We start from the raw sequence: 22,626 nt of genomic DNA, 5'->3' as shown, positions 1-22,626 counted from the left end.
CGGGACGCTTCATGAGAGTCCACTTGCACAACGAGTGAGAGCTCCCTATATTCATGGGAGTCAGCTCTCACGAAGCCACTCCAAGCGCAAGGGACCCTCATCCATGAGCACCTCGACCTCGACTCCCGCCGCCCGCACCGTCACTATCCCGACCGGCATGGGCATCACGTTCAGCGAGTTCGGCACCAACTCCGACGGCACCGCCGTCCTCCTCCTGCGCGGCGGCGCCGGCCCGCGCACCATGCTCGGCCTGGCCGGCGCCCTCGCCGAGCACGCCTACGGCATCGTCCCGACGCACCCCGGCTTCGACGGCACGCCGCGCCCCGACCGCTTCGACACCGTCGCCGACCTCGCCGACGCCTACCTGGACCTGCTCGACGAGCTGGACCTCACCGGCGTCATGGTGATCGGCAGCTCGCTCGGCGGCTGGATCGGCGCCGAGATGGCGCTGCGCGACAACCGCGGCCGGCTGGGCGCGCTGGTGCTGGTCAACGCCGTCGGCATCAAGGCCGCCGGGGACGAGCAGGTCGTCGACGTCCGCACCATGGCGCCGCCGCAGCTCAGCCAGCTGTCGTTCGCCAACGCCGAGTTCCGCCCCGACTTCGCCTCGTTCACCGACGAGCAGAAGGCGGTGGCCGCCGCCAACCAGCAGACGATGGCGGTCTACACCGGCCAGGAGTACATGCACGACTCCAAGCTGCGCCGCCGCCTGCACCGCATCACCATCCCGGCGCTGGTCATCTGGGGCGAGCAGGACGGCATAGCGCCGCTGGGCTACGGCCGCGACTTCGCCGCCGCGCTCGGCAACGGGCACTTCGCCCCGATCGCCGACGCCGGGCACTTCCCGCAGATCGAGCAGATCGGCGCGACGCTCGGCGCCCTCGGGGAGTTCGTCGACACCGTGGTCAAGCCCGACGAGGCGTGACGTGGTCGCACCAAGCCAGTGGCGCCAAGCCAGTGGCACGGCGCCAGAAGAAAGGGCACGCTTATCCGGGAATGAAGCCGTGGCGACAGCATGTTGATTGCCCCTGATCGACGTTCGCACCTCCGAGCCGAAGGCAGACCCATGACGTCCTCGCCGAGCACCATGCGTGCCGTCCGACTCTCCGGTCCCGGTCCCGTGGACAATCTCGAGCTCACCACTGTCCCGCTCCCGCCCGAGAAGGACGGCTGGGTCCGCATCCGCGTCGAGGCGTTCGGCCTCAACCGCTCCGAGCTGAAGCTCCGGCTCGGCGTGAGCGTCGGCGTCAGCTTCCCCCGCGTGCCGGGCATCGAGGCGGCGGGCACCATCGACGCGGCACCGGCCGACAGCGGACTGGTCCGCGGCCAGAAGGTCGTCGCGATGATGGGGGACATGGGACGTACCTACGACGGCGGATACGCCGAGTACACCTCGGTTCCGCTGTCCCAGGTCATCCCCATCGACACCGATCTGCCATGGGAAGTGCTCGGCGCGCTGCCGGAGATGGTGCAGACCGCCTACGGCTCGCTCACCGTCGGTCTGGACATCCAGCCCGGGCAGACCGTGCTGATCCGCGGCGGGACGTCCTCGGTCGGCCTGGCCGCCGCAGCGCTCGCCGGCTGGCGCGGCTGCACGGTCCTGTCCACCACCCGGAAGGCCGATCGGCTCGCTCTGCTGAAGGAACGCGGCGTTGACCATCCGCTGCTGGACGACGGCGACGTCGCCGCCGCCGTGCGCGAGCTCTACCCCGACGGCGTCGACGCCGCCCTCGACCTGGTCGGCACGCCGACCCTGCCGGACACGCTGCGCGCGGTCCGGGTGCACGGCACGGCGTGCTTCGGCGGCAGCCTGTCCAACCAATACAGCGTGCGGGACTTCTCCCCGAACGAGTACCTGCCCCGGGGCGTGCGGCTCGCGGGCTACTTCGGCGACGCCAGCGACCTGCCGCAGGACGTGTTCCAGGAGATCCTGGACGCGGTCGCGGCCGGGCAGCTCACCTTCCCGGTGGACCGCGTCTACGACGGTTTGGAGCAGGTACGCCAGGCTCACGACGACATGGAGCACGACCGCGCCACCGGCAAGCTCGTGGTGCGCGTCCGGCACTGAGAGTCCGGGGCTAAGAGTCCGGCGCTAAGAGTCCCGCACTGAGAAGGATTGAGGGGCATGACCGATACACCTGACACACCTGACACCGTTTCGCCCGCCGCGGGGACCGACGAGCAGCAGATCCGCCGGCTGATCGAGAGCTGGGCCGCTGCCGTGCGCCGCGGCGATCTGGACGCGGTCGTCGCCGACCACGACGCGGACATCGTCATGTTCGATGTGCCGCCTCCCTACCAGGGCATCCGCGGCATGGACGCCTACCGCGAATCCTGGCCGCCGTTCTTCGAATACCTGGCGAAGGGTGCCTCGTTCGACTTCGTGGAGTTGAACGTGGTCGCCGGTGCGGACGTCGCGTTCGTCTACGCGCTGCTGCTCTGCGACACCCCGGAGGGCACCGCCGCCAACCCGGACAACCGGCTGCGGCTCACTGTCGGCTTGCGGAAGCGGGACGGTCGCTGGATCGTCACGCACGAACACCACTCGTTCCCCTCGCTGCCGTAAGGGATACGACCTCGGCGACCTCCGCGCCCCGCCCCGGGTGCGCGGCATGAGCGGCATGAGCGCCGTGGCTTGTGTGCGTGCCATGTCCCGCGTGCGTGCCATGATCCGCATGAGTCCTCGTCCGCAGCCAGCCCCGCACACCCGCGGCGGCCATCATCGCGGCCGCGGCTGCGACCCACACGCCGAGCACGACCTCGGCGTGCCCGGCGCCGTGTCCATGGAAGAACGCCGTCGAGCGGATCAGCGTCGCGGCGGCGCCGGCGGGGAGGTCCTGGCCGATCCGTCCCCACGGCGTCGGGAGGAGTTGCGGCGCGCTCGACGCCGCCGACAGCGGATTGGAGAGCAGCATCATGATCGCGCCGGCGAGGGCGAAACCGTAGCGTCCGATGAGCGACGCGGTCGCGATGCTGAAGGCGCTGATGGCGAGGATCGGCACGGCGATCGAGGCGGCGACCGGAAGGAACGAACCAGGCAGGAACCCCAGCGCGTGGCTGGCGATCAGCGTCACGGCCGTACCGCCGCCGAGCGCGAACAACAAGGTGGCGAGGACCCGCTCGCGCAGGCGCGGCAGCTTGATCGTCAACAGAACCCCGCCGATCAGCGCGGACATGACCAACGGCAGGACCATCGAGGTGAACGCCGCGCCGTGCGGGTCCGCCGCCGACGCCGGGACCACGTCCGTCACCTGCGCTGAGCTGTCGGAACCAGTCGCTGCCAGATGCGAACCGACCTGAGTCAACAGCGTCGCGACCGTCGGGCTCGCGGCAGAGGCGACGAGCATGTGCGGGCCCTGAGTCGTCACGACGACGGCGCCGTACGCCTCCCGATCGGCGAGCGCGGCGCGCGCCGCGCCCTCGTCCGCGACCTCGTGCACGGCGAACGCGCCCGGGGCGGCCTGCTCCAGCCGCAGCTCGACCGCCCCGCGCGCCGGAGCCGGGGCGCTCACGGCCAGCGGGACCCGGTGCGGCGCGTTGTGGACGGTCGGCGCGGTGAAGGCGAACACCATCAAGGCCTGGATGCCGATGGCGGCCAGGGCCACCCCGGTCGGACGGGTGAGGTGCCGCATGCCGAACCTCCAAAAAGAACGCTCGTTTTGTTTTAATCGCGACTCCATGGTCGTCCGACCGGCCCGGATTGTCAAGAACGAGCGTTCGTTTTAGGTTGGCGGGGTGCCCAAGGTCTCCGAAGAACACGCCGCCGCCCGGCGGGAGCAGATCCTGTCCGCCGCCCAGCGCTGCTTCGCCCGCAAGGGCTTCCACGCCACCTCGATGAACGACGTCTTCGCCGAGGCCGGCCTGTCCGCCGGCGCCGTCTACAGCTACTTCAAGAGCAAGGACGAGATCATCGTCGCGATGGCCGAGCGCGCCGTCCGCATGATCGTCCCCTTCCTGGACGCGGTGCTCGCCGAGGAACCGGCGCCGCCGCTCGAGGACGTGATGCGCCGCTACACGATCCAGCTCCAGGAGCTCGCTGCCGGTCCCGGTTCGGTGGCGCCGCAGGTGTGGGCCGAAGCCACCCACAACCCGGCGCTGGTCCCGGTCGTCACCGCGAACCTGCGGCGGATGCGCGACTTCTGGACCGGGATCGCCCGGCACGAGCAAGCCGCCGGCCGCCTGGCTCAGGATGCTGATACCGAAGCGGTCGGCACGGTGTTGTTCACGATGACCCCGGGCTACATGTTCGGCCATCTCCTGCTCGGCGACATCAGCCCTGAGACGGTCGAACGCGGGCTCCGCGACTTGCGGCGATCGTAGACAGATCCTGCGTGCCATGGTGGCCGGATCCGAGGGTTACTGTCTCAAGACCGTGTCGTCAGTGCCCTGATGCGCTAAAGCATCGTCTCTCACCGGTACTAGAGGCGCACAGCTCTGGAACAGTTACAGCCATCCCCGCCGAGCAGCCTTGATCCCCGCCTCGAACCGCGATCCGGCGTCCAGGCGCCGCATGAGGTCCGCCATGATGCGCCGGACCGTGCGCAGCGAGACCCCGAGCCGCTTGGCGGCGCTCTCGTCGGTGGCGCCGTCGGCGAGCATGGTGAGCAGGATGCGTTCGGTGTCGGACAGGCCGGTGGCGGTGTCGATGGGGTTGCCGACGTCGAGCGGGGCGGCGTTGTGCCACACGGTTTCGAAGAGTTCGAGCAGTGAGGCGACGACTCCAGGCGTCCGGACCAGCAGCACTCCGTGGGCGCGGGTCGAGGGGTCCACCGGGACGACGGCGAGGCAGCGGTCGCTGATGAACAGCCGCTGCGGCAGCGTGGGGCTGGTGCGGACGTCGGCGCCGGCGGCCTGCATGTCGCGGGCGTAGGCCATGAGGGGCGCGTCGTTGCGGATGGCCTCGAGGTAGAGCGAGCGCATGGCCACGCCGCGCTGGAGCAGATCGACGTCCAGCGGCTTGGCGTCGGAGAGCATCTGGGCGGGCAGGCCGGTCACCGGCAGCAGCGAGTCGATGCTGGTCTCGGTGCGGTAGGCGAGCTGCTCGAAGCGGGCGTGGATGGCGTCGGCGCCGACGATGTGCTCGACGCGGCCGTCGTCGCTGTCCCGGGCTGATGCCGAGACGGCCTTCGTGATCTGGTCCCGCTGCTCCTCGATCCGGCGCTGCTGCTCGGCCAACTCCTCTTCCTGGCGGCGCAGCAACTGCCTGAGCGCGGCCTCGGCGGTCACCGGCACGAGCAGACCAGGGGTCTGCTGAGAGACGCGGACCAGGGCGCGGTCGGCCAGGGCGTCCAGCGCCACGCGCGCCTGGGACTCGCTGATGCCCAGGACATCGGCGAGCTCTTCGACGCCGGCGCCGGGCGCGGACGCCATTGCGATCCATAGTTGAGCGAGCCGTTCCTCCAGCCCGAGTCCCAGCAGTGTGGCCACGTCGATACGGGCCGAGGCAGGCATGGCATACCCCCTGTGCGTCAGCTTCGATAGGGCGCCGCGGCAAGTGTTCCCCCACCGATCGCAGCGCCGGATAAAGATCTTCGCATTTCCGGTGGTCCGACGGAAGGGGTGCGGAAGCGAATTCTGAGGCGTGCCAATATCCTGCTCCGCCGGCCGCGCCGATGGTGAGCTGCGCCGGGATTGGCACCAAGCTGCCAGGCGTCTTGGTGCCTCGGATTTCCCTTCCTGTGCAGGTCACCGCTTGGCAGAGTTCTATGTGCCGGCTCCGGACGACACGCCGGAGCCGGCGCCGGGGACGCCGCTCGCCGCCCCGCGGACGATCACCGGCCACCGATCACCGACCACAGCGATGGGGATACCGCCATGCCGAAAACCGCCCGCCGACCCGCCGTCACGCTCCTGGTCGCCGCCCTGTTCGCACTGACCGGCCACGCCGCCGCGGCCGCCGCCGGCGCCACTCAGCAGGCTGCGAACCTGGCCGTGGCCTCGGTCCCGTGCTCATCATGCGGCGGCTGACATGGACCTCGTCCCCGTCCGGCTGTCCGCGGGCGCCGAAGCCCCGAACCGCGACCGGCCTCCAAGCCCGGAGACCGTGGTCGACGTCCTGTGGGCCGCCGCGATCCCCACCGACCGGCTGGAACACATCCGGGCGCGGCACGGCCCGGCGCCGGGGACCGTCGACGCAGTGCTGTTCGTCCTGCCGACCGGAGCGGGAGCTGCTGGATCCGCCGGCTCCACCACCGACGTCGCTCTGCGGCTGTGTCACCGAGCGCTCGCGGCTGCCCCGTCCCTGACCGGTTGGGAGGTGGCGCCGCTCGACCCCACGGCGGATGCCATGAGCTGGGAGGCTTTTTGAAGACCGGCGTTAGCCGCGCCGTCATCCCGATCGTCTTGACGCCACCAGCAGCAGCATCGCCGCCGCCTCTCGGGCATCCGCGCCGGCGTCGGTGCTCCCCTCGATGGTGACGATCACGCTGGCGCCTTCGATCAGCAGAAGCAGCCGACGTGCCAGTGCTGCGGGGTCCTCGATGTCGAGGCCTGCGAGGCGGTCTTCGAGCAGGTCGCGATAGCGGTGCAGGTGGGTGCGCGACGTTGCAGGAACTCCCTCCCTTCCTGTCCGCGAAGTTCCACGTCGGACCGGCGGTGACCGGCTTGGTCGTGGGCGCCGCCTTCGCCGCGACGGCGGCCGGGCGCCCCTTCGCCGGCCGGTGGGGCGATGCGGGACGGTCGCGCGCGGTGGTCGTCCTCGGCGGGCTGCTGGCGTCGGCAGCCGGTGCGGGCACGGTGTTCGCGCCCGATGTCGCAGTGCTCTTACTATGCCGCCTCGTGATGGGTGCGGGGGAGGCGGCGCTGTTCTCCGGCGCCCTGCCGTGGGTGCTCGCCGACGTGCTGCCCGAGCAGCGCGGCCGGGTGGCGGGCTGGTTCGGCTTGTCCATGTGGGGCGGGCTGACGCTGGGACCGGTGCTCGCCGCGACCATCGGGGAGGCCGCGAACGCCGACGCGGTGTGGTGGACGGTCGCGGCGTTGCCGTTGGTGTCGGCGGTCCTGGCGGCGACCGCTCGCAAGCCGGAATTCGTTACTACCAAACGGATTCCGGGCCCGCTCGTACCTCCAGGTGTAAGTCTGCCGGGGTCGATCATCGGCTTGGCAGCATACGGATACGGCACGCTCGCGGCGGTGCTCGTGCTCTCGCTGGGGCACTCTGCGGGCAAGGTCGTGGCGTTGCCCGTCTTCGCCTGCGCGTTCCTGGTGGTCCGAGGGTTCGGGAGCCCGCTGGTCGATCGTCACGGCGGCGCGGTGGTCGCCTGCGTCACCTTGGTGGTGCAGGCCGCGGGGCTGATCTTGTTGGCGGCGGCGCCGGATCTCGTCGTCACGCTCGCAGGCGCCGCGATCACCGGCGCCGGGCTCGGACTCATCTATCCGGCGACCGCCGCGATGACGTTGGGCATGGCTCGGGCGGAGACGGCGGGAGCGGCGGTCGGGGCGATGACCTCGTTCTGGGACCTCGGGATTCTGGTCGCGGGTCCGCTCAGCGGAACGATCGCGGCGGCTGCCGGTTTCCACGCCGCGTTCGGCGTTGCCGTGGTGACGACGGTGCTCGCGGTGATCTTGGCTGTCCGGACCTCGATGAGCGGCGTCGCTGCGTCCGTGCACTGAAGACAGCTACAGTGCGCGGATGCCCGATTCTGCGACGCCCTTGCACCTAGGCGCGGTCGAAGCTGCTTTGACGGAGGTCTGCGGCGCGCCGGTCGCCGTCGAGCGCTGGGACCCCATCGAGCCGTGGGCCGTTGCCCGAGTACTGGTCTCGGGGGTCGAGGGCAGCAGGACCGTGATCGTGAAGTGGTTGCGCGCTGGTACTGCCCTCGCCCGCGCGGAGAGGTGGCGGCTGGCTACCGAACTCGCCGCATTGCGTTTCCTGCGCGACGATCTGGCACTCGCGATCGCCCCGCGCGTGATCGCTGCCGACCTGCCCGGCGGATTCCTCGTCCTGGACGATCTCGCGCCGCGCGCCGCTCTCGACCAGCTCATCTGCCGCGACGGCGCCGGGGCGCACCGCGAGCGGCTGGCAGCCTTCGCGCGGGCGCTGGGGGAGTTGGGTGCGGCGACGGCTGGTCATGGCGAGAGGTACCGTGCACGCTGCGACGCGCTCGGCGTGCCGAGATCGGCGGCGGATCAACGAAGCAGGTTCACCACGCTCTGGACCCAAGGGCACCAGGACGCCACCGCGCTCGGAGTGCCGATCGCCGGAGCGGCTGCCTCCGAACTGACCGCCGCATTCGACGAGCTGTGCTCGCCGGGACCGTTTCTGGCGCTGAGCAACGGCGATGCGGAGTCCAACAACTGTTTGGTCCATGAATCAGGGCCCGCCGATGCGCGCCTGATCGACTTCGAAGCCGGCGGCTACGTCCACGTGCTGCTGGACGCCGTCTGTCTGTACGTCCCTGGACCGCGCTGGATCAGCGTCGGCGACCCGACCGGCAGCGGTGGTCTTGCCGAGCACTATCGGCGTGCGCTGGCCGAAGGTGTACCGCAAGCGCAGGACGACCAGCGTTATGGGTTCGGTCTGGCTGCTGCCTGCACCGCTTGGGCACTGCTGCGACTCCAGCGCCTCGCCGATATCGACGCGCGTGTACCCGGCGACCACAGCCGACTCCAACTCGTCGAGACGGTGGAGTCGGCTGCCCGGACTGCCGATGCGTACCGCGCTCTGCCCGCGCTGTCGGGATGGCTGCGGAGTGCGGGTGAGGCGCTGCGGCGTCGGTGGCCCGATGCGGACGTGGACGTCAGCGACCCGGTCGCCTTTCCGCCCTACACGCCGCGCGTCAGGGCTGTGTAGCAAGCAGAGGCTCGTGGTTCGCCCAACCGACCTTGTACGGATGGCGCGCCTGCCAGTGCCCGATGACCTCCTCGATCCCCGGCGCGGCGAACGCTTTCGCCAGCGCGTCGCGGTCGGCGACACCGATCTGCACGATCACGGTCGCGATCAGCGCCGGAATCTCCTCCTCGCCGGGGACCGTGATGTGGCGCGCGGAGGCGAAGGACTGGACGACGCCGGTCTCGAGCAGCACGCGTTCGATGTCCGCGAGGTATCGATCCAGCTCGGCATCCGGTAGGGGTTCGACGAAGGAGACCATCATGGTGTGGTTGATCATGCGTCAATTCTCGGCACGTAGGTAGCTCGGCGTCCAAGACCGTCTTGTTCTTCAGCGATAACCTGGAGGCATGAATGACCTGGAGACGCGCGAGCTGGAGTACTTCCTCGCGGTCGCGGACGAGCTGCACTTCGGGCGGGCCGCGGTGCGGCTCTCGATCGCTCAGCCGGCGCTGTCGAAGGCGATCCGGCGGATCGAGAACCGGCTCGGCGTGGCATTGTTCGTGCGTTCCAGTCGGCACGTCGAGCTGACCGGCGCGGGAAAGGCGTTGCAGGAGCACGGTCGGCACGCGCTCAACGCGATCAGTGCTGCGGTGCGGCACGCGCAGAGCGCGGGCGGTGCACAGACACACCTGCGGCTCGTGCTCAAGCCCGGCGGCGACGGCGGGCTGCTGTCCGGAATGCTTGCGGCGTATGCCGAACAGCCCGACGCGCGGTACGTGGACATCCTGTTCAGCGGTCCGATCGACCGCGCCGAATTCCTGCTCGACGGTCGGGCAGACGTCGGGCTGCTCTATGCGCCCTTCGATCCGCTCGACGGCCTGGCACACGAGATTTTGTACACCGAGGACCGCGTCGCCGTTCTTCCGGCTGAGCATCGATTGGCAGGGCGTGCCTCGGTGCGGTTAACGGAGCTCGAGGGGGAGAAGCGACCGGTCTGGAAGGGAGCCGGTAAGGATTCTGATACCGAAGGGAGCGCCGCCATCGCCGACGTGGTCCAGATGCTGCACATGATCACCGTGAGCCGGGTGGTCGAGGTGCTGCCGCGCTCGCTCGTCCCGGCGCTCCCGGCCGGCGTGGTCCTCGTTCCGGTCGCCGATGCGCCGCCGAGCCATCTCGTCCTGGCGTGGAACGAGCACGACCGGCGGCCGTTGGTCGCTTCGTTCGTCGAGGCGGTGCTGAGGATGGCGGAGCGGTGAAGTAGCACGCCGCTGAGCCGCTGACATGCGTGTTACGCATGGATGCTCTGCGAAGTCTGCGCTTGTCGCAGAGCGGGTGATGTTGCAGGCTCGGCATATGAAGACACCGCAGACGATCGCCGTTCTCGGCTTGGGACACCTCGGATCCGCGATCGCGAACCGACTCGGCGATCAGGGACAGAGCGTCGTCGGCTGGACGCGTTCCGGCGGTACGGACGCGAACGAGGCGGTGGAGAAGGCTGACGTCGTCCTGCTGTGCCTGTTCGACGGGACGGCGTGCCGCGAGGTGCTCGACCATGTTCGCGACTCGCTGAAGGCGGACGCGATCGTGCTCAACACCAGCACGATCGCGCCTGGCGAGGCGGCTGAGTTCGCGCGGCGGTTCGGGCCGCGCTACGTGCACGTACCGGTGCTGGGGTCGGTGCGTGCCGTGGCGGCTGGGGCTTTGAAGCTGCTCGCCGCCGGTGACGCAGAGTCCTTCGACAGGGTCCAGCCGATCCTCGAAGCGCTCGGGACCGTGCTGCGGATCGAGGACGCGGCCAAGGCTGCGGCGCTGAAGTTGGTGGCGAACTCGAGTCTTGCCGGTGCTGCCCTCGCGGTGCGCGACGCGTTGCAGCAGGCTGAGGCGCTCGGGTTGTCCCGGGACGAGGCTTTGGACGTGCTCGAACTCGGTCAGCTTGGCGGGCTTGTCGCGCGCAAGCGGGACTTCCTGACCCAACCACCGACCGCGTCTTCTGTCGCCGAGGCGGAGTTCACGATCGGGGCGCTGGCGAAGGACATGGCGCTGCTGGCTGACGCCTCGTCGAAGCCGGTGTCGAGCGCTGCCGAACTGGCTGACGCGGCTGATGCGGCTGGTGTCCCCGAGGCTGACATCGCGGTCGCGATGACGACACCGGCTGTGGACGATGCCGTGCTCGAGCCGTTGCGCGCCTACATTCGAGGACACGCGACCGGCGACCCCGCGCACTTCCGCGAGGCGTTTCTCGCCAGCGCGCATGTCGAGGGAATCCGGGGCGGGGCTTTCGTTTCCTGGCCGTTGGAGGAGTACTGCGCGCTCTTTCGCGGGCAGCCCGCGGCTGACGAGGCGAGCCGGACGCGGCGCATCGACAGCGTTCGGGTCCACGGGAACGTCGCGTCCGCCAGCATGACGCTGCACCACGGTGCGGACACCTTCACCGACATCTTCTTGTTGGTGGACGGCGAGGGTGGGTGGCGGATCGCGAACAAGGCGTATTACCGGCACGCCTAAGGCCTAGTGCTAGGCCAGCACATCCGTCATGACCTCGCGAGCGAAACCGAACCCCGTCGTCATCCCGACTCCTGCCGTCACCGCTGCGACGCGCACGCCCTTCACCGGTGTCGCATCGAGGAACGGCTCCGGCGCCGAGGCGTAGATGCCGCGCCAGCGCTCGCGCACCGTCAGGCGCTCCGCGCCGAGCAGCTTCGCCGTCTCGCGAAGGACTGCGGCGTCGAGTTCTTCGTCCTCGAAGGGGGCGGGCGTCGTGGCGTAGCTGTGCGTGTCGCCTATGGTCAGCGTGCCGTCGGGGCGTTGCGTGAACATCAGGTTCAGGCCGATGGCGACCAGGTCGGGGGTCTCGCGGGTGAGGCGGTCGCGCAGGGTCGGCAGTGAGGGGCATTCGGCGAAGCCGCCATAGCGGAGCATCGAAAAGCCGGTCTGGACGGCCGGTTCGATAGCGCCGCCACCGGGGTTCTCGACGCGGAGCATGCGCAGTGCGCAGCGCTGGACGCCGTGCGCTGCGGCCAGCTGCGGGAAGTGGCGGTCGACGTCGTGTCCGGTCGCCACGACGATCTGGTCGGCGTGCAGGGTTTCGCGGCTTGTCGTGACCTCGCCGGGCTCGATGCCGTGTGCCGTCGTGTTCCAGTGGAAGCGGACGCCGCGCGCCTGTAGGTACGCGGCTATCTTCGCGACGGCCTCGCGGGGGTCCACGCGCAGGTCCTGCGGCAGCCACGCTCCGCCGACCACGCCCGCGCCGAAGCCGGCGTGCTCGGCCACTTCGGCCGCCGTCACCATCTGCGCCTCCTCGCCGCGCAGGTCGGAGAACTCCTCCAGGACGGCGAGTTCCTCCGAGCTGCGGGCGACCATCAGGGTTCCGGTGCGCTCGGCCCAGAACCCGGCGGCGTCGGCCAGCCGGAGCCAGACCTCGCGCGCCACGCGGCCGTAGCCGAGAGCCTTGCCGGACTGGGCGGTCGCGCAGGCGTGCCCGAAGTTGCGGACCGAGGCGCCGGTGGCGCGGGCGTCGCGCTCGACGACGACGACCGAGAGCCCGCGCTCGGCTGCCTCGTAAGCGCACGCCAGTCCCACGATGCCGGCGCCGACGACAAGTACGTCCGCTGATTCCGCATCCGGATTCGTCATGGAGGTTCCGTCCTTCGGCGCGCCGCTGATCATCCTGCTCGGCAAGCTAGAGGGCTCGCCGCCGACAAGGCGGAACACCATTCGAACGCCACGTTAACGAGGGCTGTCCAAACCGCGATCGACTCCGGCGCGGCTCAATCCGCCAGCCGCGCCGGGAATCCGCCGGTCGCCACCGGACCCCAGCGCCGCGGCGTGACGCGGATCAGCGACTTGCCCTGCTTCACCATCGCCTCGCGGTACTCGTCCCAGTCGGGGTGCTCGCCGGAGATGGTGCGGAAGTACTCCACCAGCGGTTCGACCGAGTCCGGGATGTCCAGGACCTCGGCCTCGCCGTCGATCTGGACCCAGGGTCCGTTCCACTCGTCGGAAAGGATCACGACGCTGACGGCGGTGTCGCGGCGGGCGTTGGTGGTCTTCGCGCGCTCGGGGTAGGTCGACATGACCAGGCGGCCGTCGTCGTCGACGCCGCAGGTCAGGGGGGAGGCCTGCGGGCTGCCGTCGGCGCGGCGGGTGATCAGCAGGGCGCGGTGGCGGGGACGGACGAACTCCAGGAGCGCGTCGAGGTCGACGGAGGTGTTGGTGGCGATGGTGCGGGGCATGTCAGGGGTCCGCCTTGGGGTGGTAGTCCGGAGGTCTGCTCGTCGGCGGCCGACCGCTTTCAGACTTTACCCATCGGCGGCTACTGGAAGGCGCACCCGGGATTCGGGGCGTCCTGGTCCAGCGGGCTGCCGGCCGGAGAGACGTACAGGATGTCCAACACCAGCGGCGTCGTCCCCAGGTTCCGGTCGATCTGCACGTTGTCGGCGCCGTCCGGCTCGAGGAACGAGGAGTTGTCGCTGTAGACCTGGGTCGAGAAGCAGTCCGACTCGTTGTGCGTGACCGAGCCCTTCTCGACGTACACCGACAGCGTCCCGGCGTGCCACTGCCACCCCGTGCTGCCGCCGGGCTGGATCGTCACCTGGCGCAGGACGTGGTCCACGCCGAGCAGGCTGGTCCGGCTGGTCTCGGTCACCGACACCCCCGACGGCGCGGTGGCGCTCGCGACACCCGGCGCGAGCGCGGCGGTGGCGGCGACCGCGCCGGCGAGGGCGACGCGGCGGCGGGCTGTAGACATGACCCGAAGCATGACCCGGGGCGCGATGCTAGGAGTGTCCAGTGGCATGGTCGGCTCCCAATCTGAGTTCTGGTATCACCCGTTTCGCCCGACATTACCCGTGGCGCAGGCGCCAGTGTGTGACCCTCGGGCTCGGACACCGCGGGTCGCCTCAGGCAGGAGGTCCAGACTCCACACCACCAGTGCCAGCACCGCCAACGCCGCACCGAAGCTACACACAGCGCCCCATCCGTAGGCGCTGTAAAGGCTCGTGGCGACGATCGCTCCACCGCCGGTGCCGATCGAGTAGTACACCATGTAGCCGCCGATGACCCGGCTGGTCGCGGCCGGATCGCCGGCGACGATCAGATGCTGGTTGGTGACATGCAGCGCCTGCCCGGCGAAGTCCAGCACGACGATCCCGAGCGTCAGCAGCGTCAGCGAGAACGGCGCCGCCCCGATCGCCGCCCACGACAGCAGCAGAAGCACCAGCGTGACACCGGTGACCACCGGCGCGCGCCCCCGATCGGCGAGCCGCCCGGCGCCACTCGCACTGAGCGCGCCCGCCGCCCCGGCGATGCCGAACAAGCCGATCTGCGACGTCGACAGCTGCCACGGCGCCGCGGACAACGGCAACGCCACCGATCCCCACAGCGCCCCGAAGCAGCCGAACAGGAACAACGCGAGCAGGCTGCGAGTCCGGAAGACGCGGTCCCGCGCGGTAAGCGTGAACACCGAGGAGATGAGCCGCAGGTAGGAGACAGACGCCGCCACCGCACGGCGGCGACGAGGCAGCAGCCGATTCACGGTCACCGCCATCACGACCATCAGCACCGCAGGCAGCAGAAACGCAGCGCGCCACCCCAACGCCGCGGCAACCAGCCCGGAAACCGTGCGCGCCAACAGAATCCCGAGGACAACACCACTGGTCACCACCCCGATGACCCGCCCACGCTGCTCCACCGGACTCAGCACCGCACCATAGGCGACGATGACCTGCACCACCGCCGAAGCCAACCCCACCACCGCACAAGCCGCAAAGAACTCAACCGGCCCATCAGCGAACCCGGCACCAGCCAGCCCGACACCCGCCACCAAAGTCAGCCAACTGATGAGCCGCCGCTGATCCACGAGATCACCCAGCGGGACAAGCAGAATCAAACCCACCAGATAGCCCAGCTGCGTCACCCCGGTGGTCAAACCCAGACTCCCAGCACTCACGTGCAACGCCCCGCCGATCTGCTCAAGCAGCGGCTGCGCGTAGTAGACGTTCGCAACCGACAAGCCGCCGGCCGTCGCCAAGAGCAGGGCGAAGCCCATCCCGCACCCCCAAAGTGGTAGTCGAATGCAACCACCCTAGAAAAGGTGGTTGCTTTTCGCAACCATGCGAGGTGTGATGGATCAACTGGGCCGAGGTCGGGAACACGCTTGTTCTGAACCGCATGACCTTCGAGCAGCTGCCCGCAAACAAGTTCCGCGGTTCGCCGCGCCGCGGTACTGGCCGATCCCGCTGCCTGGCTGCAGTCTCCCGACACGCACGAGAACGTACGCATGATCTGGGTGTCGACCACCGACCACGCTGACCGGCTGATCGCCGAGCAGGCGCGGCGCCGCGCGTCAGGAGCCTGGCAAGAGCAGAGCCCCTCCCGCCGACACTGCGATCAATACAGCGGCGCCGTCCATCGTGGCGACGACGCCGAGCCGTTGGCCGAGCAGTGAACCGGCGATCATGCCGACCAAGGTGGCCAGTCCTTGCGCGGCCAGATAGACGGAACTGACGCGTCCCTGGAGGCGGTCGGGCGTCCGGCGGGTGATCGAGGTGTCGGCGGTGACCAGGAAGCAGACCGCCGGTGGGCCGATGAGGGTGAACAGCGCGATGTCCCCGGCCAGGTGTGGCGTGTTGAACGTTATTGCGAAGACTGCGGCGAGCAGACCCAGGCTGGCCGCGATCGTGGTCCGGTCCGACAGTCGTCCTGCGACCAGGCGGCTGGCGGGGGCGCCGAGGACGAAGCCGATGCCGAGTGCCCCGAACAGGATGCCGAGGCTTTGCGCGCCGCTGTCCAGGACGGTGCTGAGGTAGGGGACGAGCAGTGCGGTCAGCACGGCGTTGCCGGTGAAGAAGACCACTGCGACGCCGAACAGTGTCGGGACCGCCGGTGTGTGTCGCAAGTGGCCGAATCCGACGCGCAGGTCTTCGGCCAGCAATCGGACGACGCCAATGGTGGCATCAGGCGCGCGTCCGACATCAACCGCATCCCGTACCGCCCGAAACCGAATCAGGCCTATGAGGCACGCCGACGCGACATAGCTGGCAGCGTCGACCGCCACCACAGCACGGAACCCGGCAACCGCGAACAGCACGCCACCCAGCGGTCCGCCGACAAGGCGGATCGTCCCGCCGACCAACTGCCCCAAAGAATTCGCCGCACTGAGTGCCGGGCCGCGCCCCACGAGATTCGGAATGAGCGCACCCTGCGCGGGCCCGAAGTACTGTCCGAACGCGGACTCCAGCGCGAGCGCGGCGTACACGATCCATACCTGATCCCGACTGTGGACGAGCAGCAGCAGAAGTACCGCTCCAGCGCGCAGCACGTCGGTCGCGATCATCGTCCAGCGCCGGTCCCAGCGGTCGACGAAGACTCCTGCGACCGGTCCCAGCAACACGGCCGGGACGGTCTCCGCCGCCATGGACAATCCGGTCGCCATCGTGGATCCGGTCAGGCGGAAGACGAAAAAGGGTGCTGCGACCAGAAGGAGCCAGTTTCCGATGCTGGACAACAACTGGCCGGTCAGGAGCAGGCGGTAGTCGCGGATGCGCAGTGTGCCGAGCATGGTCGCTTCGTGGGAAGTGTTCACCGTTCGCCCCCCGTTCGCCCCCCTGCCTTCGGTGCGCTCGCCATCCGCGACGCTAGCACTCTCGGTCCCAGAGTGCTAACGTCACAGCACCTTGACGAGCCCTCTCACGCATCGCGCCGGTACCGTCTACCCTTAAGGGCAGACACGGCGCCGGAGGGCTTACGGGGCACAGCCCAAAGCGCTTCAGATCAGCACTGGGAGCACGGATGAGCTCGGTACCGGCTGAGCAATCGGTCGATCAGCTTGAAGGGTCCGAGGACAGCAGCCCCGCGGACAGCGGCCCCACTGTGCTGCGCATGCTGCTGGGGTCGCAGCTGCGCAAGTTGCGCGTCGCTGCCGGTGTCACGCGTGGTGCGGCGGGCTATGAGATTCGCTGTTCCCATACCAAGATCAGCCGGATGGAGCTGGGGCAGGTCAGCTTCAAGCGGCGGGATGTCGCCGATTTGTTGACCCTGTACGGCGTCTCCGATGAGGCCGAGCGCGACGCGATCCTCACGCTGGCTGCGCAGGCCAATGCGCGCGGCTGGTGGCACGGGTTCGCCGATCTGATGCCTGGCTGGTTCGAGGTCTACGTCGGGTTGGAGGAGGCTGCCTCAGTCATTCGCGGCTACGAGGCGCAGTTCATCCCCGGGTTGTTGCAGAGCGAGGATTACGCGCGTGCCGTCATCCGCGACGGCTATCCGCTCGCCGCGCCCGACGAGATCGAGCGGCGGGTTCGGCTGCGGATGAACCGGGCGCGGCTGGTGCACAGCCCTGAGCCGCCGCGGATCTGGTCGATCATCGATGAGGCGGCCGTGCGTCGTCAGCCCGGCGGCACGGCCGTCATGCGGGCCCAGTTGGAGCACCTGCTGGAGCTGTGCCGGCTGCCGCACATCACGGTCCAGGTCGCGCCGTTCGCGCGCGGGGGTCCGGCGGCGGCCGGGCCGTTCACCATCCTGCGCTTCGCCGAGCCGGCGCTGCCCGACATCGTCTACTTGGAACAGCTCACCGGTGCGGCGTATCTGGACAAGCGCGAGGACCTGGACGCGTACACGACCGTCATGGACCAGCTGGCGGTGCAGGCGCTGACCCCCGCCGACACCATCGGTTTCCTCACCCGGATGATCGAAGGGTACTGATCTCTACCGGTTCCGATGGCGGTGCCGGTTCCCAGAATCAGGGCTCTTATTCCGTTCGGAGTCGATCTCACGGCAGGATGGTGGTTTATGACCAACGATGCGCAGGACCGGCCGGCGTCGCAGATCGACAGCAGCGTTCCGCACTCGGCCCGGATCTTCAATTACTGGCTCGGCGGCAAGGACAACTACCCTGCCGACCGTGCGGCCGGCGACCACTTCCGTGAGGTTTTCCCCGAGATCGTCGATCTGGCGCGCAGCGGGCGGCAGTTCCTCGTCCGCACCGTGCGCCACCTGACGGTCGAGACCGGGGTGCGCCAGTTCCTGGACGTCGGGACCGGCCTGCCCACGGCCAACAACACCCACGAGATCGCGCAGGGCATCGCCCCGGAATCGCGCATCGTGTACGTCGACAACGATCCGCTGGTCCTGGCGCACGCGCAGGCGCTGCTGGTCGGGACGCCCGAGGGCGCGACCGACTACATCGAGGCCGACCTCGCCGACCCCGAGGAGATCCTGAGCCAGGCGGCCAAGACCCTGGACCTGAGCGAACCGGTCGCGATCGTGCTGATGGGCATCCTGGCGCACATCGAGGACTACGACCGCGCGCTGGCGATCGTCCGCCGGCTGATGGACGCCGTCCCGTCCGGCAGCTACCTCGTCATCCGCGACGGCACCGACACCAACGACGCCTACCGGGAAGCCATCGGCCGCTACAACCAGAGCGGCGCGGTTCCCTACAACCTGCGCAGCCCGGAGCAGATCGCCGGCTACCTCGAGGGTCTGGACCTCGTGGACCCGGGACTGGTGCCCTGCCCGCTGTGGCGGCCGGACCCGACCGACATCGGGACCCCGGTGGAGCTGGCGGTGTTGGGCGCCATCGGTCGGAAGCCCTGACGCGGGCACGCTTTCACGTCAGCGCCACGTCCCGACGCGCCACGTCCCGACGCCGCTGGTCCCGACGCCGGGACGTCGCTGCTCACTTCTCCTTGGCGTAGTCGGAGTAGCCCTGCCAGTCGATCATGACGCAGGGCTCGCTGCCGACGACCCAGGCGTCGTGGCCCGGCGGGATCTCGAGGAACTCGCCGGGTCCGATGTCGGCCTGGTCCCCGTCGTCCATGGCGATGTGCATGTGGCCGGACAGGCAGTAGCCCAGGTGCGCGGCCTGGCAGCTGTCGGTGTGGGCGATCGGCTTGACATGCTGGGACCACCGCCAGCCCGGCTCGAAGACGGCGCGGCCGAAACCGCCCTCGTCCATCGCGACCAGGTCCAGGTGCCCCATGTTCTGCTCGAAGGGACGGGTCTCCTCGGGCGTGTCGAGAGATTTGTGTAAGAGTCCTGTCATGAGCCCTCCTAGGCTCGCCCCGGAGACGCGGGACGCTAGTGGCTGACCGGTACCTTCTCATCGGCCAGGAACGTCTTGAGCTGCTCGCGGAACTCCGGGGTGTCGGTCTCGCCGTGGACGGCGACCGCGTGCATCACCGCGGCGTCCACGACTTCCTGCTCCTCGCCGGAGATCGTCAGCGTGCAGTTCATCTCGCTGGGGAACTGTCGGCAGTCGGCGACTTTGCGGGTCATCCGAGTGCCCCCTTCCAAAGGAGCCTAGCCCTCACCGCCCCGACGGCACGCCGAGACGGCCTTCCCTTCATTCAAGCCGGGTCCGAAGGCGCGCGGCGGTCGTGCTACTGCATTTAGGTGACCTTCGGCGCGATTCCGGGCCCAGGCGACCTGCGCCGAGCCGGAATCGCGGTTACCCTGCGTCGTTCTCAGCTGGTCTACGGCAGGAGCGTCAGCTTGTCCTTGGTCGCGGCCAGAACCGCGGGCCTTGAAGACGGCCACGGCAGCGTCCGGAACGTCCGCCACAGGCGCAGCTGGTCCAGATAGTGCGGATCATCGACGTGCCCTGACGCACCGGTGAGGTTCACCCACGTCGAGGCGTCCAGATGCGACAGGTCCACCATCATGCGCATCGAGGGCAGCTCGTCGACCGAGAAGTCCTTGGCGATGTCGAAGCCGGTCGCGTCGACGACCGCCGAGCCGCCGGACACCGGGACCGGATCGCCGTTCACCAGCCACTTGACGAACCACGGTCCGCCGGTGCCCAGCGTCTGGTTGGTCGGCGTCAGCTTGTGCAGCGCGCCCCACTGCCACTTCTTCACATCAGAGCCCTGCTGCGAGGTCAGCTCGGCCGATGCCTGGTCCATCGCCTTGGCCAGCAAGGCGTCCCGGTTGCCGTTCCACCAGAAGCTGGAGGCGTCCGGCAGGAGGTTGGTCGCCACCGCGAACCAGCGGTCGCCGCCGTCCACGTCGACCGAGGAGGGCAGCTTCGCCTCGAAGGCATCCTTGCAGACGAACTTCCAGACCTCGTAGAAGTACGCGGCGGCGGCAGAGGTGGCAAAGGTCGTGTCATCCCAGCCGGTGAACAAAGCCGCCGCTGCCCGCGTCTGCTTCTTCGACGACGCCGGCAGGCGTTGCAGATACGGCACCAGCACCGCGGCGAACTCGTTGCGGGTGTCGGACTGGATCGCGCGCATGCCGTCGGCGTCGATCTTCTTGCCGTCCGCGGTGGCGGCTTGCAGGCGTTGGGTGATCTCGTTCGCGCGGTACCCGTAGTCGAAGTCCTCCGACAGCACATACGGATACTGCGAGCCGATGATCGGGTTGTTGGCGGTGGCGACGAACCCGGGGGTCGGGTTCAGGACGTGCGGCAGCTGGTCGAAGGGGATGAAGCCGGTCCACTCGTACTGGTCTGTCCAGCCCGGCACCGGCCAGCGGCCGTCGCCGTTCTTGCGGATCGGGATCTGGCCGGGGGTCTGGTAGCCGATGTTGCCGGAGGTGTCGGCGTAGATCATGTTCTGCGAGGGCACGGCGAAGTTCGCTGCGGCGGCTCGGAACGAGGTCCAGTCGGTCGCGCGGTCCAGGGCGAACAGCGCGTCGGCGGTGTGTCCGGGGGACAGCGCGGTCCAGCGCAGCGCCACGGCGTATCCGTTGCCCGCACTGGCGATGTCCTTGTCGGCGTCGGAGACCAACGGGCCCTGATTCGTGGTGCGGACGGTGATCGGGACGGGTTTGCCGCCGGCGACCTTGATGGTCTCCTGGCGGACGGTCAACGGGACCTGGTGGCCGTCGTATTCATAGGTGCTGCCGGTGACCTTCTCCAGCACCAGGTCGCTGACGTCCTCGGTGCCGTTGGTGAAGCCCCAGGCGATGGTCGGCGTGTGGCCGATGACCACGCCGGGTGTGCCGGGCATGGTGAAGCCGGAGACATCGTAGGGGCAGGCGGCGTCCACGGTCGTGCAGTGCAAGCCCATCTGGTACCAGATCGAGGGCAGCTGCGGAGCCAGGTGCGGGTCGTTGGCCAGCAACGGCTTGCCGGTGGTCGTCAGGCTGCCGGAGACCACCCAGGAGTTGGAGCCGACGCCTTGGACGGTCGGTTGCAGGTACGCCGGCAGGTTGGAGACGGTGTGCGACAGGTTCGCCAGCGCGCTCGCTGCGGCCGCGGGGAGCGCCGCTCCGGACAACGGATTGTCCGGCGTGGGTGTCGCGTTCTGGTCGAAGGCGCCGTTCACGACAGCACCCTGATCCACGATCGTCGGATGCGTGCTCGGGTAGGGCGGGAAGAGCTGGTCCACCTGGGCCTTGGTCACCGTCTGCGAGGACAGGGCGCGGTCGATCTCCGACTGCATGTTGTCGCGCAGGTCCCAGGCGAGCGCTTTGAGCCAGGACAGCGAGTCGATCGGGGTCCAGGCGTAGGGGGTGTAGTCGGTCTGCAGACCCAGGACCGCGTACTCGACTGACGCTTTGGAACCCTTGTGATCCTTCAAATACGCGTTCACGCCATCGGAGTAGGCGTTCGCGTAGGCCTTCGTCTCCGGGCTCAGCCCGGCGTATTCCTGCTCTGCGACGTCGCGCCAGCCCATGGTACGGATGAACTTGTCGGTGTCGACCTGGCTGGAGCCGAACATCTCGGACAGTCGGCCGGCGGTGACGTGGCGGTAGACGTCCATCTGCCAGAAGCGGTCCTGGGCTTGGACATAGCCCTGAGCGAAGAAGAGGTCGTGGGAGGAGGAGGCGTAGAGCTGCGGGACGCCTTGCGCGTCGCGGTCCACTTCGACGCTCGCTTGCAGGCCGACGACGCGGAGGGTGCCCTTGGTCTGCGGGTAGGAGGCGTGCAGGGAGGTGTTCAGCCACCAGGTTCCGGCGCCGGCCGCGACGACGAGCAGACCGGCGAGGACCGCGGCGGCGATCTTCAGCGTGCGCAGACGGCGGCGGGGGCGCCGGGCGGTTTGCTCGGGCTCTGATGACGGATCCGGTGCGGGCGCCGGTTCCGGGAGATCGTCGTCGGTCTGCATCGCGGCAGATTACGGGTCGCCGTCGCGGGTTGGGAATAGCCTGGTGGCATGCTGAAGTGGGCTTGGGCGTTTATTGACCGTCCGGAACGGGTGTTCGAGGAGAGTGCCCGGTTTTGGACCGCGGTCACCGGCACCACGCTGTCCGCGCGCCGCGGTGAGCGCGGCGAGTTCGCGACCCTGGTGCCGGCCGACAGGGACGCTGACGCGTCGCTGAAACTACAGGGCGTGCTGAGCGGGAACGGCGCGCACATCGACCTGGAATTCGACGACTTCGAGAAGGCCGTGGCGCGGGCCGTGGACCTCGGCGGCACGGTGGTCGAGCGCGACGAGGTGTGGGCGCATGTGACCTCGCCGAGCGGATACGGGCTCTGCGTCGCCGCCTGGAACGGCGCGCGGCAGGTGGCGCGTCCGTACGTGGCTCCGGACGGGACGCGGACCCGGCTGGACCAGGTGTGCATCGACATCGCGCCGTCCGCGCTCGACACGGAGGTCGCGTTCTGGGGCGGTGTCAGCGGCCTGAGAGTCGTGCCGAGCAGCCGGTGGGCGGAGTTCAGCTGGCTGGAACCGGTGCACGGGTCGCCGGTGGAGGTGTTGTTCCAGCGGATCGACGAGGAGCGGCCCACGTCGGCGCATTTGGACGTCAGCAGCACCGACGCCGATGCCAGCCGGCGCCGGCACGAGTCCCTCGGCGCGGAGTTCGTGCGCGAGGGGGCGAACTGGCTGGTGATGCGCGATCCCGGCGGCGGGACGTACTGCTTGATCCGGCGGGAACCAGAGGCCTGAGACACCGGCAGGCTGGGCGCTCCGGGC

23 protein-coding genes and 1 pseudogene are annotated in these 22,626 nt (G+C 69.2%); 13 read left to right on the top strand and 11 right to left on the bottom strand.

Annotated elements, in window-relative coordinates:
- Positions 1 to 103 precede the first annotated feature (103 nt).
- The 3 genes and pseudogenes from CACI_RS30865 to CACI_RS30855 all read left to right on the top strand — a co-directional run.
- Positions 104 to 925: an alpha/beta fold hydrolase gene (locus tag CACI_RS30865; RefSeq protein ID WP_015794815.1), complete on the top strand. Its 822-nt coding sequence runs from the start codon at positions 104 to 106 to the stop codon at positions 923 to 925.
- Between the two features lie 141 nt (positions 926 to 1,066).
- Entirely contained in the window at positions 1,067 to 2,068 is a 1,002-nt protein-coding gene (locus CACI_RS30860) for a zinc-binding dehydrogenase (protein WP_015794814.1), read from the top strand.
- Between the two features lie 57 nt (positions 2,069 to 2,125).
- Positions 2,126 to 2,554: pseudogene (locus tag CACI_RS30855) on the top strand (nuclear transport factor 2 family protein); the annotation flags it as partial.
- Here CACI_RS30855 and CACI_RS30850 read toward each other — a convergent pair.
- Positions 2,529 to 3,632, bottom strand: a complete 1,104-nt coding sequence (locus CACI_RS30850; protein ID WP_015794812.1) for a hypothetical protein — start codon at positions 3,630 to 3,632, stop codon at positions 2,529 to 2,531. The pseudogene CACI_RS30855 and the gene CACI_RS30850 overlap by 26 nt on opposite strands.
- A gap of 103 nt (positions 3,633 to 3,735) precedes the next feature.
- Here CACI_RS30850 and CACI_RS30845 point away from each other — a divergent pair, with 103 nt between their 5' ends.
- A complete protein-coding gene (locus CACI_RS30845) occupies positions 3,736 to 4,320 on the top strand; it encodes a TetR/AcrR family transcriptional regulator (RefSeq protein ID WP_015794811.1) in 585 nt (194 codons plus the stop codon).
- Positions 4,321 to 4,443: 123 nt separating this feature from the next.
- On the opposite strand, the gene CACI_RS30840 is transcribed toward CACI_RS30845, so the two are convergent.
- A complete protein-coding gene (locus tag CACI_RS30840; RefSeq protein ID WP_015794810.1) occupies positions 4,444 to 5,451 on the bottom strand; it encodes a helix-turn-helix transcriptional regulator in 1,008 nt (335 codons plus the stop codon).
- 363 nt (positions 5,452 to 5,814) lie between these two features.
- On the opposite strand from CACI_RS30840, the gene CACI_RS51585 reads away from it, so the two are divergent.
- From CACI_RS51585 to CACI_RS30825, 4 genes are all read left to right on the top strand, one after another.
- On the top strand, positions 5,815 to 5,967 hold the full coding sequence (locus tag CACI_RS51585) for a hypothetical protein (protein ID WP_015794809.1): 153 nt from the start codon (positions 5,815 to 5,817) through the stop codon (positions 5,965 to 5,967).
- A 1-nt stretch (position 5,968) separates the two neighbouring features.
- Positions 5,969 to 6,307, top strand: a complete 339-nt coding sequence (locus tag CACI_RS30835; RefSeq protein ID WP_015794808.1) for a hypothetical protein — start codon at positions 5,969 to 5,971, stop codon at positions 6,305 to 6,307.
- A gap of 236 nt (positions 6,308 to 6,543) precedes the next feature.
- Positions 6,544 to 7,608: an MFS transporter gene (locus CACI_RS30830; RefSeq protein ID WP_190276653.1), complete on the top strand. Its 1,065-nt coding sequence runs from the start codon at positions 6,544 to 6,546 to the stop codon at positions 7,606 to 7,608.
- Positions 7,609 to 7,627: 19 nt separating this feature from the next.
- Positions 7,628 to 8,788 carry a phosphotransferase family protein gene (locus tag CACI_RS30825; RefSeq protein ID WP_015794806.1) on the top strand — a complete coding sequence of 387 codons (1,161 nt, stop codon included), beginning with the start codon at positions 7,628 to 7,630 and terminating at the stop codon, positions 8,786 to 8,788.
- Here the strand turns inward: CACI_RS30825 and CACI_RS30820 are convergent.
- A complete protein-coding gene (locus CACI_RS30820; RefSeq protein ID WP_015794805.1) occupies positions 8,775 to 9,104 on the bottom strand; it encodes a hypothetical protein in 330 nt (109 codons plus the stop codon). The two genes, CACI_RS30825 and CACI_RS30820, sit on opposite strands and share 14 nt — an antisense overlap.
- A gap of 70 nt (positions 9,105 to 9,174) precedes the next feature.
- Here CACI_RS30820 and CACI_RS30815 point away from each other — a divergent pair, with 70 nt between their 5' ends.
- Positions 9,175 to 10,023 carry a LysR family transcriptional regulator gene (locus CACI_RS30815; protein ID WP_015794804.1) on the top strand — a complete coding sequence of 283 codons (849 nt, stop codon included), beginning with the start codon at positions 9,175 to 9,177 and terminating at the stop codon, positions 10,021 to 10,023.
- Between the two features lie 97 nt (positions 10,024 to 10,120).
- The gene (locus CACI_RS30810) at positions 10,121 to 11,272 is read left to right on the top strand and encodes a nuclear transport factor 2 family protein (protein ID WP_015794803.1); all 1,152 of its coding nucleotides are present in this window, start codon (positions 10,121 to 10,123) and stop codon (positions 11,270 to 11,272) included.
- Between the two features lie 9 nt (positions 11,273 to 11,281).
- On the opposite strand, the gene CACI_RS30805 is transcribed toward CACI_RS30810, so the two are convergent.
- From CACI_RS30805 to CACI_RS30785, 5 genes are all read right to left on the bottom strand, one after another.
- Entirely contained in the window at positions 11,282 to 12,400 is a 1,119-nt protein-coding gene (locus tag CACI_RS30805; RefSeq protein ID WP_015794802.1) for a TIGR03364 family FAD-dependent oxidoreductase, read from the bottom strand.
- 134 nt (positions 12,401 to 12,534) lie between these two features.
- Positions 12,535 to 12,999, bottom strand: a complete 465-nt coding sequence (locus tag CACI_RS30800; RefSeq protein ID WP_015794801.1) for a PPOX class F420-dependent oxidoreductase — start codon at positions 12,997 to 12,999, stop codon at positions 12,535 to 12,537.
- Positions 13,000 to 13,079: 80 nt separating this feature from the next.
- Positions 13,080 to 13,514, bottom strand: a complete 435-nt coding sequence (locus tag CACI_RS30795) for a cupin domain-containing protein (RefSeq protein WP_041542741.1) — start codon at positions 13,512 to 13,514, stop codon at positions 13,080 to 13,082.
- A gap of 75 nt (positions 13,515 to 13,589) precedes the next feature.
- Positions 13,590 to 14,813: an MFS transporter gene (locus CACI_RS30790; protein WP_015794799.1), complete on the bottom strand. Its 1,224-nt coding sequence runs from the start codon at positions 14,811 to 14,813 to the stop codon at positions 13,590 to 13,592.
- A 297-nt stretch (positions 14,814 to 15,110) separates the two neighbouring features.
- The gene (locus CACI_RS30785; protein WP_223297290.1) at positions 15,111 to 16,349 is read right to left on the bottom strand and encodes an MFS transporter; all 1,239 of its coding nucleotides are present in this window, start codon (positions 16,347 to 16,349) and stop codon (positions 15,111 to 15,113) included.
- A gap of 206 nt (positions 16,350 to 16,555) precedes the next feature.
- On the opposite strand from CACI_RS30785, the gene CACI_RS30780 reads away from it, so the two are divergent.
- Both CACI_RS30780 and CACI_RS30775 read left to right on the top strand, forming a co-directional pair.
- A complete protein-coding gene (locus CACI_RS30780) occupies positions 16,556 to 17,467 on the top strand; it encodes a helix-turn-helix domain-containing protein (protein WP_015794797.1) in 912 nt (303 codons plus the stop codon).
- An 87-nt stretch (positions 17,468 to 17,554) separates the two neighbouring features.
- On the top strand, positions 17,555 to 18,361 hold the full coding sequence (locus CACI_RS30775; protein WP_015794796.1) for an SAM-dependent methyltransferase: 807 nt from the start codon (positions 17,555 to 17,557) through the stop codon (positions 18,359 to 18,361).
- Positions 18,362 to 18,443: 82 nt separating this feature from the next.
- Here CACI_RS30775 and CACI_RS30770 read toward each other — a convergent pair whose 3' ends face one another.
- The 3 genes from CACI_RS30770 to CACI_RS30760 form a co-directional block, all read right to left on the bottom strand.
- The gene (locus tag CACI_RS30770; RefSeq protein WP_015794795.1) at positions 18,444 to 18,809 is read right to left on the bottom strand and encodes a cupin domain-containing protein; all 366 of its coding nucleotides are present in this window, start codon (positions 18,807 to 18,809) and stop codon (positions 18,444 to 18,446) included.
- 35 nt (positions 18,810 to 18,844) lie between these two features.
- Complete coding sequence (locus tag CACI_RS30765; RefSeq protein WP_015794794.1) at positions 18,845 to 19,042, bottom strand: DUF1059 domain-containing protein; 198 nt, start codon at positions 19,040 to 19,042, stop codon at positions 18,845 to 18,847.
- A 197-nt stretch (positions 19,043 to 19,239) separates the two neighbouring features.
- On the bottom strand, positions 19,240 to 21,816 hold the full coding sequence (locus CACI_RS30760; protein WP_015794793.1) for a penicillin acylase family protein: 2,577 nt from the start codon (positions 21,814 to 21,816) through the stop codon (positions 19,240 to 19,242).
- Positions 21,817 to 21,864: 48 nt separating this feature from the next.
- Here CACI_RS30760 and CACI_RS30755 point away from each other — a divergent pair, with 48 nt between their 5' ends.
- Positions 21,865 to 22,599: a VOC family protein gene (locus CACI_RS30755; RefSeq protein ID WP_015794792.1), complete on the top strand. Its 735-nt coding sequence runs from the start codon at positions 21,865 to 21,867 to the stop codon at positions 22,597 to 22,599.
- Positions 22,600 to 22,626: the final 27 nt, after the last annotated feature.

It is taken from the genome of Catenulispora acidiphila DSM 44928, assembly GCF_000024025.1.
GTDB classification, from domain to species: domain Bacteria; phylum Actinomycetota; class Actinomycetes; order Streptomycetales; family Catenulisporaceae; genus Catenulispora; species Catenulispora acidiphila.
This window is presented reverse-complemented; position numbering and strand designations above follow the sequence as displayed.